Origin of the sequence: Ligilactobacillus saerimneri, from assembly GCF_036689625.1 — a bacterium.
Lineage (GTDB): Bacteria > Bacillota > Bacilli > Lactobacillales > Lactobacillaceae > Ligilactobacillus > Ligilactobacillus saerimneri.
In genome coordinates this window covers 1,303,565-1,318,626 of the sequence record NZ_CP144759.1, presented here as the reverse complement: position 1 = coordinate 1,318,626, position 15,062 = coordinate 1,303,565, and the positions used below count along the sequence as shown (strand labels likewise).

Annotated in this window: 15 protein-coding genes and 1 other annotated feature; of the genes, 12 read left to right on the top strand and 3 right to left on the bottom strand. The window is 42.1% G+C overall.

What is annotated here, in order from left to right:
• The first annotated feature begins 12 nt into the window (after positions 1-12).
• From V3C97_RS06485 to V3C97_RS06465, 5 genes are all read left to right on the top strand, one after another.
• A complete protein-coding gene (locus V3C97_RS06485; protein WP_009552144.1) occupies positions 13-435 on the top strand; it encodes a PTS sugar transporter subunit IIA in 423 nt (140 codons plus the stop codon).
• A gap of 3 nt (positions 436-438) precedes the next feature.
• Positions 439-2,118, top strand: a complete 1,680-nt coding sequence (locus V3C97_RS06480; RefSeq protein WP_338434038.1) for an alpha-glucosidase — start codon at positions 439-441, stop codon at positions 2,116-2,118.
• A gap of 30 nt (positions 2,119-2,148) precedes the next feature.
• Positions 2,149-2,904: a MurR/RpiR family transcriptional regulator gene (locus tag V3C97_RS06475; RefSeq protein WP_009552140.1), complete on the top strand. Its 756-nt coding sequence runs from the start codon at positions 2,149-2,151 to the stop codon at positions 2,902-2,904.
• A 129-nt stretch (positions 2,905-3,033) separates the two neighbouring features.
• A complete protein-coding gene (locus V3C97_RS06470) occupies positions 3,034-3,771 on the top strand; it encodes an ATP-grasp domain-containing protein (RefSeq protein WP_338434037.1) in 738 nt (245 codons plus the stop codon).
• A gap of 44 nt (positions 3,772-3,815) precedes the next feature.
• Positions 3,816-4,262: a GAF domain-containing protein gene (locus tag V3C97_RS06465; RefSeq protein WP_268889284.1), complete on the top strand. Its 447-nt coding sequence runs from the start codon at positions 3,816-3,818 to the stop codon at positions 4,260-4,262.
• Between the two features lie 140 nt (positions 4,263-4,402).
• On the opposite strand, the gene msrA is transcribed toward V3C97_RS06465, so the two are convergent.
• Positions 4,403-4,927 (bottom strand): peptide-methionine (S)-S-oxide reductase MsrA, encoded by a 525-nt coding sequence (msrA, locus tag V3C97_RS06460; RefSeq protein ID WP_009552134.1) that lies wholly within the window; start codon positions 4,925-4,927, stop codon positions 4,403-4,405.
• A 387-nt stretch (positions 4,928-5,314) separates the two neighbouring features.
• Here msrA and cls point away from each other — a divergent pair, with 387 nt between their 5' ends.
• Together cls and V3C97_RS06450 are read left to right on the top strand one after the other, a co-directional pair.
• Entirely contained in the window at positions 5,315-6,790 is a 1,476-nt protein-coding gene (gene cls / locus V3C97_RS06455; RefSeq protein WP_338434036.1) for a cardiolipin synthase, read from the top strand.
• Positions 6,791-6,821: 31 nt separating this feature from the next.
• Positions 6,822-7,238, top strand: coding sequence for a hypothetical protein (locus V3C97_RS06450; protein ID WP_009552129.1), 417 nt, complete (start codon positions 6,822-6,824; stop codon positions 7,236-7,238).
• A gap of 90 nt (positions 7,239-7,328) precedes the next feature.
• Here V3C97_RS06450 and V3C97_RS06445 read toward each other — a convergent pair whose 3' ends face one another.
• Positions 7,329-8,186 carry a patatin family protein gene (locus V3C97_RS06445; protein WP_338434035.1) on the bottom strand — a complete coding sequence of 286 codons (858 nt, stop codon included), beginning with the start codon at positions 8,184-8,186 and terminating at the stop codon, positions 7,329-7,331.
• A gap of 135 nt (positions 8,187-8,321) precedes the next feature.
• Positions 8,322-8,572: a binding site (T-box leader), on the top strand.
• An 84-nt stretch (positions 8,573-8,656) separates the two neighbouring features.
• On the opposite strand from V3C97_RS06445, the gene brnQ reads away from it, so the two are divergent.
• The 5 genes from brnQ (at position 8,657) to V3C97_RS06420 (ending at position 14,357) form a co-directional block, all read left to right on the top strand.
• Positions 8,657-10,039, top strand: coding sequence for a branched-chain amino acid transport system II carrier protein (gene brnQ, locus V3C97_RS06440; protein WP_338434034.1), 1,383 nt, complete (start codon positions 8,657-8,659; stop codon positions 10,037-10,039).
• 128 nt (positions 10,040-10,167) lie between these two features.
• Complete coding sequence (locus V3C97_RS06435) at positions 10,168-11,106, top strand: DMT family transporter (protein WP_338434033.1); 939 nt, start codon at positions 10,168-10,170, stop codon at positions 11,104-11,106.
• A 143-nt stretch (positions 11,107-11,249) separates the two neighbouring features.
• Positions 11,250-12,164, top strand: coding sequence for a magnesium transporter CorA family protein (locus V3C97_RS06430; RefSeq protein ID WP_009552117.1), 915 nt, complete (start codon positions 11,250-11,252; stop codon positions 12,162-12,164).
• 34 nt (positions 12,165-12,198) lie between these two features.
• Positions 12,199-13,530: a threonine/serine ThrE exporter family protein gene (locus V3C97_RS06425; RefSeq protein ID WP_009552116.1), complete on the top strand. Its 1,332-nt coding sequence runs from the start codon at positions 12,199-12,201 to the stop codon at positions 13,528-13,530.
• 68 nt (positions 13,531-13,598) lie between these two features.
• Positions 13,599-14,357, top strand: a complete 759-nt coding sequence (locus V3C97_RS06420) for an NADPH-dependent oxidoreductase (protein ID WP_338434032.1) — start codon at positions 13,599-13,601, stop codon at positions 14,355-14,357.
• A 43-nt stretch (positions 14,358-14,400) separates the two neighbouring features.
• Here V3C97_RS06420 and V3C97_RS06415 read toward each other — a convergent pair whose 3' ends face one another.
• Positions 14,401-14,925: a GNAT family N-acetyltransferase gene (locus tag V3C97_RS06415; protein WP_009552110.1), complete on the bottom strand. Its 525-nt coding sequence runs from the start codon at positions 14,923-14,925 to the stop codon at positions 14,401-14,403.
• Between the last annotated feature and the right edge of the window lie 137 nt (positions 14,926-15,062).

Genomic DNA, 15,062 nt, shown 5'->3' with positions numbered 1-15,062 from the left:
TAGGTGAGTAAGATGAGAAAGGTTATTTTTGCCAGCCACCATACTTTGGCGGCCGGGATGAAAGATACGGTTGAATATATTATTCCAAATGCACCTGAAATTACCGCAATTTCAGCATATCTGGATAATGTACCCGTAGAAGAGGCAATTAAAAAAGCATTGAACGGTGTTGGACCTGATGACGAAGTATTGGTCTTTACTGACCTCTTGAGTGGATCGGTAAACCAAGGTTTCATTCCCTACCTCAACCAACCTAATATCCATGTGATTACTGGAATGAACCTCCCAGTAATTATGGCGGTGTTGCTGGGGACAATGGGGCAAAAAATAACACCAGAATTGATTCAAAAGAGTATTGCTGATGCACGTACGCAATTAGTTTATGTCAATGACTATTTACAAGCACAGGCTGAAGCAGATGAGGAGGACGAATGACAGATGAGTGCTAAGTGGTGGCAAAAAAGTGTGATTTATCAAGCTTATCCCCAAAGTTTTAACGATTCTAACGATGATGGAATCGGTGATCTGAAGGGATTAGAAGAAAAAATTCCTTACCTACACAAGTTAGGGATTGATGTCATTTGGTTGAATCCAATTTACCAATCACCATTAGTTGATAATGGCTATGATATCAGTAACTATGAGGAAATTTTGCCCCAATATGGGACTAAACGAGACTTCCAAGACTTGTTGGCAACGGCTCATGCTCATGGGATCAAGATTATCTTAGACTTAGTGGTCAACCATACAAGTGATCAACACGAATGGTTCAAGCAATCATGTCAAAGCAAAGATAATCCGTATGCTGATTTCTATATTTGGAAAGATCCTCAACCAGACGGTTCAGCACCTACAAATTGGGGTTCAACTTTTGGTGGTCCCGCATGGGAATATGTCCCAAGTCGTGGTCAATACTATCTCCACTGTTTTGCAAAGGAACAACCAGATTTGAATTGGGAAAATCCCGCTGTCCGAGCTAAAGTCTATGAGATGATGCAAGGTTGGTTTGATCTAGGGATTGATGGTTTCCGGATGGACGTTATCAGTTTGATCAGTAAACGCCAAGAATATCCGGATGCACCTGCTGGAACTCCATATTCCAAGTCATACTATGTCGGGGCATCAAATGGTCCTCGGGTACATGAATTTCTCCACGAGATGAATGAAAAAGTTCTTAGTCAATATGATGTAATGACAGTGGGAGAAACTCCTAATACTAACAGTAAGCAAGCATTACTATATACTGATCCGGCCCGGCAAGAGCTTGATATGGTATTCCAATTTGACCATATGCACTTGGACTATGGAAAATACGGAAAATTCTCCGATGTGCGCTTCAAGATGAGTGATTTGAGAACGGTTCTGAACCGGTGGCAGAAGGATTTGGAAAAAGGCTGGAACTCCCTGTACTGGAGCAACCACGATCAGCCACGGGCCGTTACACGCTTTGGTAATGATGGTAAATATCGCGTAGAATCTGCTAAAATGCTGGCAACTTTACTGCATATGATGAAGGGGACACCGTTTATCTTTGAAGGTGAAGAAATTGGGATGAAAAACGTACCTTTTGCTAGCTTAGATGACTACCAGGATATTGAAACAAAATACTTTATTGAAGCGATGCGGGAAAATGGTGAAGATGAAGACTACATCAAACGGTGTGTCTACCTCCGGTCACGGGATAATGCGCGGACACCGATGCCATGGAATGGCGATGCTACCACAGGGTATGGCTTCTCCAACGGGCAACCTTGGATCAAGTATTCACCTGATAATGCACAAATTAATGTTGAAGCAGCTTTAGCCGATCCAGATTCCATCTTCTACCATTATCAGAAGTTGATCAAATTGCGGAAGCAACTGCCAATCATTACGGAAGGTAGTTTTGATTTAGTAAAGGCAGACGATTCTGATGTCTTTAGTTATGTCCGGACTTTAGGTGATAAAAAATTATTAGTCATCTGTTCGTTTGCAGATGAAAAAGTTCCGTATCAATTACCATTTGATATTGCGGATGCAGAATTGATCAGCAGTAATTATCATGGTGAAGTAAATAAATTGGCTGACAAGTTAATTTTGCGGCCGTATGAGGCGCTTGCCTATTATTTTGATAAATAGTAGTATGATGAAAAAAGGTAGGTGAGTATAGTGAATTTTGACCAGCATGTGAAATTAGTTTACGATGTTTTGTCAGCATCTGAAAAGGAAACAATTAATTATATTCGCCAACATCGCCAGCAAGTAACAACGATGTCAATCAATGAACTGGCAGCCAAAGTGCTGTCCTCCAGAAGTACGATTTTACGGTTGGCTAAAAAGCTGGGTTTCCGTGGTTATACGGATCTGAAGTATACCTTACGTGAGGACCTCAATCAGCCATCGATTGTGCCGAGTGACTTGTTGGGCAACTTGCAGATGGATATCAATAAAACTTTTCAATATGCACAACAGACAAACTTCGAACCATTAATCAATGCGATCAAAAAAGCTCAGACCTTAGTTATCTATACTACAGGATTTACCCAAGAGAACTATGCCCGGGAGTTATCTAAAGAGCTGATGCTAGTGGGCAAAGATAATGTTATTATTTCTGGGCAGTCAAATTTTGAGATGGTCAGCACGCGGTTGACAAGCGCTGACTTGGTGGTAGTAGTTTCGTTGAGCGGTAGCGTAGCAAATGTGCGCGATACGATCACTGAGTTAGTTCTCAATGGAGTTCCTATTTGTTCAGTAACCGATTTTGGGAAGAATTTCTTAGAAGAGCATGCGAAGTACAAGCTGTTTTACAAAACGTCAGGCCTACCGAGTTCATACACTCAAGCTGAACGGTCGATGGTAGGACTGAATATTATCTTAACGATTCTAGCCCGAAAGTATCGGGAGGCAATCCTCTTTGATGAATAATAGCAATCATTAAACTTAGACAGGAAACATGGTATGAAGACTATGTTTCCTGTTTTTTTATTGGGATAAAAAATGACCTCAATGAGGTTAATAATTCACTAAAATGGAGAATGAAAAGGAGGGGGTTAAATGAAAGTATATATTCAAGCAAATCGTCAGGGAATGACGTATAGTGTCAATGGTTATATGGCTATGGATGGTTTTTATCAGATGGGGTTTATGCCCCGCTTGTTTACTAACTTGGCAGAAATTAGTCCTGACTTGGAGCGACCTGATATCGTAGTGGGTGGGATAAGAACCGTTCAAACCCGGCTAGCAGATTTAGGAGTAGATTGGGGCGAGATCAATTATCCACCAGAACTCTTACCATATTTAGGCCGTAAGATTTGGCACGATACGATGGACAATATCAATGCTCATCCAGAAAAATGGCCGGTCTTTGTTAAATCACTCGTAGGAAAGCAAACGGTTAGTCGGGTGATTCGGGGACCACATGATTTGGTAGGGATGGGTTCGAGTTATGAGAATATCCCGGTCCTGTGTAGTGAAGTGGTGGATTTTGTGGCTGAATGGCGAGTGTTTGTCCGTTATGGTCAGATTCTAGGGGTTAAACCGTATTGGGGTGATTGGCATTGCCAGTTTGATCCGGCAGTAATTGAAAATTGTTTAGCTGCATATCACACAGCCAAAGCTGGTTATAGTATCGATTTTGGAGTTGATCGGCGTGGGCAAACCTTACTAGTAGAAGTTAACGATGGCTATTCACTAGGAGCATACGGCCTAGATAATATTGCTTATGCCAAACTTTTAGCCGCCCGGTGGGCCGAGTTAACCGGCACTCCAGATGAGTGTGCATTTGACCAATAAAAGTGCTCATTCTGGTATAATATTAGGCAAATTGGAGGGATTATATGAAGGCAGCTGATTATCAATTATTACTGGAACAAACACAGGCATTATTAGCTGAAGAAACAGATTGGGTTGCTAAGACGGCTAACCTATCAGCACTTCTCTATGAGCAGTTAAATGATGTTAACTTTGCTGGTTTTTATCGGTACGAAAATGATGAGTTGATTTTGGGACCATTTCAGGGGAAAGTAGCTTGTGTGCACATTCAAATGGGGAAAGGCGTTTGTGGAACGGCAGCGGCCCGTAGAGAAACAATAGTGGTCCCGAATGTCCACGAGTTTGCCGGGCATATTGCTTGCGACAGTGCGTCAAATTCCGAGATTGTGGTACCTATTTATCGTCATGGTCAATTGTGGGGAGTTTTGGATATCGATAGTCCGAAGTTAAGTAACTTTGATGAAGTCGATGCGCAGCATTTGGAACAAATTTGTGCAGAAATATTTAAATAAGATAATGGAAAAGGCTGGAAGAAAATAATATTTTCTCACCAGCCTCGGTCTAATTTATTAACATTTCACGGATAACGTAGAAAACAACTGCAGGTCTAGAACCTAAAAGTTATCTCCCAACTATTATATTTATTGAATGGTTAGTCGGCCCAATTTTCTTTAATGAATTTTTCGCGCCCACCTTTTTCTTCAATCATGTAGCGGAAAGGATTCTTCTTGTAAAAATCCTGATGATAATCTTCGGCAGGGTAAAAAGGTTGGGCATCTTCGATGGTTGTGACAATTTCGGCATCACCGAAACGACCACTTGCTTGGAGCTTCTGCTTAGAAGCTAAGGCTATTTGCCGTTGAGCGGGACTATTGGTGAAGATTACCGGGCGGTACTGGTCACCACGATCCTGGAATTGCCCCATAGCGTCGGTTGGATCTGTTTGGCGCCAATAGATTTCGACCAATTCTGAGTAAGAAATTTTCTCAGGATCAAAGGTGATTCTCACGGCCTCGGTATGTCCAGTCGTCCCAGTGCAGACCTCTTCGTAAGTTGGATTAGGGACGTGGCCTCCGGTATAGCCGGATTCAACCTTTTCAATCCCGGGAAAAGTATCGAAGGGTTTAACCATACACCAGAAACACCCGCCGGCAAAAATTGCAGTATCTAAACTCATACAAAAGACATCCTTTCGTAAGTAATTATTGGTTGTTCTTATCTTAACCCGCAAAAAGAAAATAACAAACTAAAAGGCTCAGTAGTTCTCCTAGATCTTTGTTATCAAAGACCAAAATAAGTGTGATATAGTATGAGTTAGATTTAATAATGAGGGTGAAAACTATGACAAAATACATCGTTGAATTAACAGAAGCAGATTTAAACATGATTAAAGATTGCCACTCAAAGAATCCTTCTTTGATGGAAGCAATGAATAACGCACAAAAGAAAGAAGACTAAAATTACTTTCACTGTGGCTGAGGACGCGAACAATATTGTTCGCGTCTTTTTTGTTGAAGCCAAGAACGTGGTAAAATAGGAAACAAGAATTCAGGGGAGGAAAACTATGTTAGTGGATTGGGATATTATTCGCCGTATTATTGAAGCTGTTTTAGCGATTAATGCGGTATTGGCATTTTGGACGGTTTTTCGTAGCCATCGTGATATTGCCTCAACATGGGCTTGGCTATTAGTGTTAACTATCTTTCCATATGTAGGTTTTATTGCTTATCTATTTGTTGGACGCCAACTTTCGCATGACAAAATTTTTTCAATTCAAGAAGAACAAGCAGCTCTGCGTAACCGTATTTTGCGTAAGCAACGGCAGCTGATAGCAGGGAATAAGCACATTAAGCATAAACGTGAACGGCAGTTAGTGGACCTGTTTTTGAGCACCAACGATGCGTTGCTAACAACTGATAATCAGGTCAAGATATTCACCGATGGTCAGGAGAAGTTTGATAGTTTAATTGCAGACATTAACGCAGCTGAGGATCATGTGCTGATTGAATATTATAGTTTTTATGCTGATAATCTTGGAAAATACATTTTGACTGCCTTAGAACACGCTGCCCAACGGGGAGTTCAGGTTCGAGTTTTGTATGATATGGCTGGATCACGTGGCACTACGTACAAGTTTTTCACCCAACTGGAAGCATACGGTGGGTTGGCTCAGGCTTTTGCTTCTAAAGCCAAGGCACGGTTCACAACGCCCCGGATGAACTATCACTTACACCGTAAGCTCGCTATTATTGACGGACAGATCGGCTACATCGGGGGATTTAATATCGGTGACCAATACTTAGGGGAAGATCCCAAGTTTGGTTACTGGCGGGATACACACCTGCGGGTAGTCGGACAGGCAGTTAAGATGATGACGGTCCGGTTTGCGATGGATTGGAATACCACTTGTCGGGGGACTGATAAGCCACGGATCAATATTGAAGATCAATTTAAGAATTTCGAGGTAAAGCCACCTTTAGCAGATCCGGACTTAGTCCCCATGCAAATTGTGGCTTCTGGTCCTGACAACGAGGAATATGCAATTCGGCGGGGGTATGAAGCAATTATTGGTTCGGCTAAACAATATATCTATATTCAAACGCCGTACCTAATTCCAGAAGACTCATATTTAGAGGCGTTGATCATTGCTGCTCGCAGTGGGGTAGATGTTCGTATCATGATTCCGTGCATGCCAGACCATCCGTTTGTTTATCGGGCAACTGAATACTATGCGAAGTATCTTGTCGAAAATGGAGTTAAAGTTTATAAGTATGATAAAGGCTTTCTCCATGCTAAAACAATGGTAAGTGGGAACGATATTGCTTCGGTGGGTTCAGCTAATATGGACTATCGGAGTTTTCGCTTGAACTTTGAAGTTAATGCGTTTGCTTATAACAAAAAATTAACTGCACAATTAAAACAAATTTTTGAAGATGACCTCCAAGATTGTACATTGTTGACCGAGGAATATTTTGCTCAGCAATCATCATGGCGGAAGTTCAAACAACACTTTTCACGGATGCTTTCACCAATTTTGTGAGAGATGGTGTTTAAAGAAAATGAGGTGAAACATGCTGATTTTGGATGCGTTACTGAAAGTAGCGTTATTGGTAATCCTGTTACTACAAATACTTAATACCTTATCGGTGTACTTGATCCGAAGCAATACTTTTCAACAGGAGTTAGCGGGCGGCTTGCTATCAGAAGAAGTCAATCGACTGTTGGTAGGGAGTGCGGTCAGTGAACTTACAATTGGGGGTGCGTGGTTGCTCCTCTTGTATGTTTTCAAAGACTTTTCGCACTTGTGGCTGGTCTTTTTTATTCTAGAAATTGGAAGCTTTATTTACACCAGTTACCAGTATAAACACGCTGATTTGGCAAATAATCCCCAACGATTAGCTAAGTTTTATCATAAAAACATCTGGTTGATTATTGCGTGGATCCAATTGTTTTGTGTGGTAGGATATGCGTATCGAATTCTGCGTTAAAATGAATTGTTAAATAGACCGAGGCTGGTGAGAAAAAATTACTTTCTCGCCAGCCTCGTTGTTTATTCATCCTTAGTAAGGAATGATTATTCAATTTTCAAGATAAGTGATCAGATGAGAGAGAATTCGGTGTGCCTCTCTTTGTCCTTGTTCATATAGTGCATCCAGCTTTTTAACATTGCCTTCCAGTCGTTTGATAGTTACAGGAATTTGCGGAGCGATGCAGAAAAGTTCCCCTCGTTGGTGCATTTTATTAATTGTGACAACTTGGTGGTTATACATTTCTGGACGGTTAATCCCCGCCTGGATGAATTCCGGATATTGACGGTAGAGATGTTGGTACATTTTAGCGACTGCAGAACTAGTCTTTTTCTTGCGGTAGTTAATGTCCCGGGTTCGAACAACGACAATTTTGTCGAAGCCCTGTTTTTGAGCAATATCAACTGGGATAGAGTCTGCGACACCGCCATCTAAGCACAGTCCTTGAGTGGTTTGCCGTGGTTCGGCCATAAAGGGCATGGAGGAAGATGCAATCAGCGCGTCCTGCAGGTCTTTGCCACCAGGATTGGTAAAAACTGCAGCTTGTCCAGTGGCCAAAGAAGTGGCAACAATCGAAAAATTAGTCGCTGAGCGATGGTAAGCACGTTCGTCAAAATTACTCCATTGCAAACCATGATCTTCAAACAGGTAGTCGAGATCGATGATACTCTTTTTGCGTAGGAGGTGTCGAATCGAGATGTAGTCACTATTATGGCGATAACCAGTGTTGATTGAAGTGACACGGCCATATTGTTTAGAAACAAAGTTGGCGCCACAAAGCGCCCCTGCTGAAACACCAATTACACTTTGAAATTCAATATGGTGAGCCAGGAAAGTGTCTACGACACCAGCAGAATATTGTCCCCGTAGTGCCCCACCTTCCAAGACTAATGCAGCGTTGTAAAGCATGGAAACATCCTTTCTGTGATTACTTATGCTTATTGTAAACTATTTTGATGGGATATCGATTAAAAAAATATTAAATAAATGATTGACAGATGAGATGGCCTAAGCTATATTATTAGCAAGCAAGATCGAATATCAAAGACCACGATGAGAAAGAAGAGTAGTCTGAACTGAACTGACAGCGAGTCCCGGTTGGTGTGAGGGGATGAGGGAAGTTGAGATGAAAATCCCTTTCGAGTGTTGGCCCGAACATAGTAGGGTCCATTGGGAACGCCCATTATAGCGTTAGCGTATCGCTCAAAGTATGACTTGGGGCCGTACGTGAAAGGTAACTGCAGCGATGTGGTTATGAATGCAGGGTGGTACCACGCACAAGAGGCGTCCTTGAACCGTAATGACGGTTTGAGGGCGCCTTTTTTCGTGATGATAGGCGGTCAAAGAGGTATTGGCAAAACCATGTGAGGAGAATTTTTATGAAGAAAGATTATAGTAAATTGACCTTAAAAGATTATTTTGTCGTTAGTTCGATGCTCTTTGCCTTGTTTTTTGGGGCAGGAAATTTGATCTTCCCCCTGCATTTAGGGCAGATGGCCGGGCATAACTGGTTATTAGCAGCCGGCGGTTTTTTAGTAACGGGGGTATTATTACCGCTTTTGTCAGTGTTAGCAATTGCTGTAACCAAATCCAAGGGAGTCTATGATGTTGGACTGCCACTGGGAGCAGGTTTTGCACTGGTCTTCATGGTCTTGATTCACGCGACGATCGGACCGTTGTTTGGGACCCCACGGACAGCTACCGTTTCATACACGGTGGGGGTAGCACCACTTTTACCTGCAGGTTGGCAAACATGGGGCTTAGTAGTTTTCTCAGCCTTGTTCTTTGCAGCCGCTTTTGCATTATCTTATCGACAAAATAAGATTGTGGAAAATCTGGGTAAGCTATTAAATCCAACATTCTTAGTCTTACTTTTCGTAGTTTTCTTCGTAGCATTTTTACACCCGATGGGAAAATTATCATTAGCTAAAGCAACAACTGTTTATGTCAACGCGCCATTTATCAACGGTTTCTTGGAAGGCTATAATACGATGGATGCTTTGGCAGGTTTGGCCTTTGGGGTAACGGTTGTGACAGCTATTCGGATGATGAAGAAGAACGAAAGTGTTTCTGTAACAACTACTAAAGCCGGAGTCTTTTCGATGGCTGCAATGGGGTTGATCTACCTGCTGTTGGTCATGGTTGGTGTGATGTCATTGGGCAAGTTTAAGCTATCAGCAGATGGTGGGATCGCTTTTTCCCAGATCGTTAATGGTTATGCAGGGACAGCTGGTCAAGCATTTTTAGCGGTTTTGATGACTTTAACATGTTTGACCACTGCAGTTGGTTTGGTAGCTGCTTTTGCTCAAGACTTCCATGAACATTTCCCTCAGCTCAGTTATCACACATGGTTATTTTTGAACTGTTTCGTTTCTTTCTTGACAGCTAACTTGGGATTACAACAAATCATTGCATGGTCTGTGCCAATGTTGATGTTCTTGTATCCATTATCAATGGTTTTGATCGTATTGTCAGTGACATCACCATTGTTCAACCGTGATGGCCGGGTATACTTTGCGGTAGTGTTGTTTACGGTGGTACCTGCTTTCTTTGATATGGTGGTTTCCTTCCCTGCCGTAGTAAGTCAAAGTGCATTTGGACAAGCAGTGGCCGCTTTCCGGTTACACTACTTACCATTATCTGCCCTAGGCTTATCGTGGGTTGTGCCAGCCCTAGTTGGCTTTGCCTTAGGAGTTGTATGGCATGTGGCTAAGCGGAGACAAACTAGTCGTCAGTATCAAGTTAACTTAGAAAAAGAATAGTTATAGAATGGATTAGGACAGGCTTCTGTTACGAATGAAAAATTTCGTAACGTTGCCTGCCTTTTTGTTTTTAATTAAAAGAGTTTTGTTATAAAATGAGAGAAGTTTTTACTGAAAGGGGACTGATTATGCAGTCAGAGTTTTCAAATACTACTGTAATTAAGGGGATTGCCTTGTCAGCTTTAGCTTCGACATTTTGGGGAATCTCTGGGGTAGTAACTCAATTTATCTCTCAAAACCTCACCATTCCAGCTGCCTGGTTTTTATCAATGCGGACTTTTGGCGCTGGAGTGACGCTTTTACTGATTAGTTTTCTTTTTTATGGGTCGAAAAAAACCCTGGGGGTCTTTAAGAATTGGAAGTCGGTGGGGATCTTGTTAGCCTATGCTTTGATAGGGTTAGCGGCTAACATGGGCTCGTTTTATGTATCAATTCAGACGGGGAATGCCTCGGCTACGACAATTTTGCAATATTTAGCGCCATTATTTGTAGTTGCAGGAGCTTTCTTTTTTAAGCATATTCGACCTTTGCGTTCGGATTTAATTTCATTTTTGTTATGTTTAGTGGGTGTGTTTTTTGCTTTGACCAAAGGGGACATGACGCAGTTAGCTATCCCTATGGATTCGTTAATTTGGGGATTGATCTCTGCAGTTACGGCTGCCTGTTACGTAGTTTTTCCTCGTCCTCTGATTGCTGCTGGGAATCCCCCGTTTGTCGTTTTAGGGTGGGGAACATTGATCGCAAGTATCGGCTTTAATACCAACCATCCATTTTGGCATAACCACCCAACTGTGAGTTGGCAACTAGTAGTGGCTGTGGCAGCAGTTATCTTAATCGGAACGATCATGTCGTTCAGTACCCTTTTATACAGTCTGCGTTTTGCTCCATCAGATGTGGTAAGCATTATGGATGCAGTTCAGCCGATTGTGACTTCAGTTCTCAGTGTTGTCTTTTTAGGTTTGCATATGACATGGATTGAAACATTGGGTGTTATTATTGTTATCGTAGCGATTTATATTCTACAAAATAGTCGGCAAAAATTAGAGAAAAACGCGAAGACGTTTTAAGAAGTAGGTACGGATGAGGTTGGAAATTCCAACCTCTATTTTTTTGAACTGTGGGTGACTGTCAGCAGACTTGTGAGTTTAGGCATAAGAGTGGCTTTTGCGTTATAATAAAGGCAACTATTTAAGCTGACGGAGGGGGAAACATGCTAAAGATTAGACAGATTAATGCTGAAAATCGGTGGATCAGTGTGTGTAAGCCAACGATCAAAGAGCAACACGAATTGGTGACTAAGTATCATGTGTCTGATGAGATGTTGGAATACGCAATCGACCCGTATGAAAAGGCCCGGGTTGAAACAGATGAAAAGCGGGGCATTACATTATTAATTTTTGACGTTTATGTTCCCACGGATGAGATTCCAGCACCACAAACAGCACCGATCGGAATCATGTTGACGGAAAAGGACCTACTAGTCTTTACTAATGAGGAAACAATGTTTGTTAACCAGATGGCTGAGCAAACATTGGAGGCAGTTGAATTGGAGTATGGGAATAAACTCGACTTTGCTTTGATGCTGATGTATCGCTTATCAGTTGAATATCTAGAACCGCTCCATATGATTGATGTTAAGCGGCAAAGACTCCAAAATAAGATTTTGCAACGGACAGGACGTCGGGTGATCAATGAATCTATGGAGATCGATACCAATCTGGTTTATATTCTTACTTCACTCCGTGGCAATGTTTCCTTGTTAATGGAGTTTGATCGAATCTATGGGCATTCAATGACAGACCAGCAAGCCGATTATTTGGATGATATTATTGTCGAAGCCCAGCAGGGGTTGGAAATGGCCCAGATGATTTCGGAAGTTGTGGAGCGGGTTTCGGATGCATATGGTAAAGTTTTAGACAGTGATCTAAACCAAACGATGAAGGTCTTGACGGTCTTTTCAATTGTTTTATCTATTCCAACAATTGTATCGGGCTTTTATGGAGAAAATGTGCACCACTTGCCATTCGCTGATAGTCCCTATGCTTGGCAGATCACGGTGGGGATAGCAGTACTGTTGATGATCGTCACTTTAGTGATTGTTCTCAACCGGCGTTGGTATCATTAGTTAATTGAAATTTTGGAAGAAAGAGTGAGAGAGAATGGAATATGAAGACAACCCCCGCATGCGTCACCACATGCCGATTCCTTGGGAGGAGTTTGCTGAGAAAAATGGTGACACGATCGCACGTGAAGCCCCTTTGCGTGAGAAAGCTGCATTAGTGGGACGGATTGGCATCATCATGCTATCTTGCGGGACCGGTGCTTGGCGAGTTCGTGAATCAATGAATACTGCGTCCCGGGTGCTAGGTATTACTTGTTCGGCCGACGTGGGGTTAGTTTCTTTGGAATACACTTGTTATGAAAATGGTATGAGCTATACTCAAGCCTTGTCTTTACCACGAACTGGAGTTAACACGGATAAGCTTCGGGAAATGGAGAGTTTTGTGCGACGTTTTGCTAATGATGGAGCTTATCTTACTGTCCGTCAAGTCCATGACTTGCTAGATAAAATTGAGAATAAGCCTGCCAATTATCCAGCGTTTGTTGCTGGCTTAGCATCTGCTTTAGCTTGTGCTGGGTTCGTTTTTCTCCTCGGTGGTGGCTGGATTGAAATGATCTGCTGTTTCTGTGGGGCCGGTTTGGGGAATTACGTCCGTAAAAAGATGGGTGAATACCATTTGACTCACTTAGCCAATACGGTTGTTAGTGTAGCGGTTGCCTGTCTAGTTTACTTAGTAGTTTTTGAATTGCTGTTGAAATTTAATATCAATGAACGGCATGAAGCGGGGTATATTGGTGCAATGTTGTTTGTTATTCCAGGATTCCCATTCATTACTAGCGGGCTCGATATTGCCAAATTGGATATGCGGTCTGGACTAGAACGCCTAGCTCATGCGGTAACAATTGTAGTTGTTGCGACCCTAGTCGGGTGGCTAGTGGCATATACAGTTCATTTGCGCCCAGCAGACTTTATTCCGCTTAATTTACCTCCACTAGTGTTATTATTATTACGGTTACCAGCCAGTTTTTGTGGGGTTTTCGGTTTCTCAATTATGTTCAACTCGACACCTAAGATGGCAACCACAGCTGGTGTGATTGGGGCCATAGCCAATACTTTGCGGTTAGAATTAGTTGATTTAGGCCATATGCCCCCCAGTGCAGCTGCTTTTTGTGGCGCTTTAGTAGCGGGCTTGTTGGCATCATTGATTCATAAGAAGATGGACTTCCCCCGGATTTCGTTAACTGTTCCATCGATTGTGATCATGGTTCCAGGATTATATTTATATCGGGCAACGTATAATATCGGGTTAACTTCGATAGGAGTGGGAGCCTACTGGTTAACCCAAGCAATTTTGATTATTATTGCCTTACCGTTAGGTTTGATTGCAGCGCGAATTGTAGCTGATTCAAAGTGGCGATACAATGACTAATTAAATATAGATTAACGTAGCACCTAAGTTGGTGCTGCGTTTTTCTTTCTTAAAAAGGAGTGGTGCTTATGCAGACAAATGATACTATTACAACACAGTTGAATCACCGGACGGTACGGCAATTTACCGACCAGCCGTTAGATAAAGAAACGCTAACTACTTTGTATGAAGTAGCACGCCGGACAGCAACTAGTCAATACTTACAGAAGTTTTCGCTCATTCATGTGACAGATCTGGCAAAGAAACGTCGTTTCGCTAGCATTTGTCGGCAACCAGCGATTGCAGAAAATGGGGACCTGTTTATTTTTGTAGCTGATTTGCGGCGTAACCAACAGATCCGGCGACAAAATGGGGCTGATGATGGTCGCTTGCATACTATGGACCTCTACTTGCAGGGGATGGCTGATGCGACCCTGGCGTTACAGAATATGTATGTAGCGGCGGAGAGCCTTGGCTTAGGTGGGGTGATCTTGGGAAGTATTCGCAATGATCTTAAGGCTGTAACGGAACTTTTAGACTTGCCAGCAATGGTCATCCCAGTACTAGGTTTGCGGCTAGGTGTGCCGGCTGAAGACCATGAACAAAAACCACGTTTACCCCAAAAATTATTAGTAATGGAAAACACATATAATGATGTTTTAGATGAACAAGCATATCAAGAGTTTGATCGGACTTTGGCTACGTACTATGCTGAGCGTAACGCTAATGCGCGACAAGAAAATTTCACGAGTTTAATTGCAGGAGAAAATAGCACCTTGAATGAGAAAGTTACTAAACGGGATGATGTTTTGAAAGTGACCCACGCTCAAGGACTGTTATGGAAATAGTAGAATTGGATAAAATAAAAGTGCCTATGAAAAGGCACTTTTTTTATGCAATATTCAATTCAAATGCCACTCGACGTGGATCGAGGGGGTCGTTAATCAAGATTTGTCCGCGTTTTTGGAAACCAAAGCGCGCAGCGATTCGGTGGATTTGGACATTCTTTTCAAACGTATCAATACGTAGGTTACGGACGCCTTGACTCATTGCCAATGAAATTAAGCCTGAAAGTAAGAAGGAACTTAGATTTTGCCCACGGTACTGGGAGGAAATAGCTACCCGATGCAATGTTGCATAAGGATCACGATTATTGGCCCAGCTTCCCTCCGTGATAACTTCATACATGGGGTCATCGCCGATAATCATTGCTGAATACCCCGCAACTTGTCCGTCAACAATCAAGACGTAGCCACTATGTGCGCGAATATCTTTAGCAATATCATTATTAGCAGGGTAACCACTTTGCCATTGCGGGCTACCGATTTCTTTTAGATATTGTTTGGCAGAGTTGATAATCTCCATGATTTTATCTAAATCGTCTAGTGTTGCTCGGCGAGTATAAATGTTTGCCATCTCACTTTCACTTCCTTTTCCATTTTGAACACAACAGGATCAGTTGTGCACTTTTTGATAGTATTTTTATAAGACGCCATATTATACCAGATCAGATAGTAAAAATGGAATTACAAATTTCTAACCCAAATAATAAT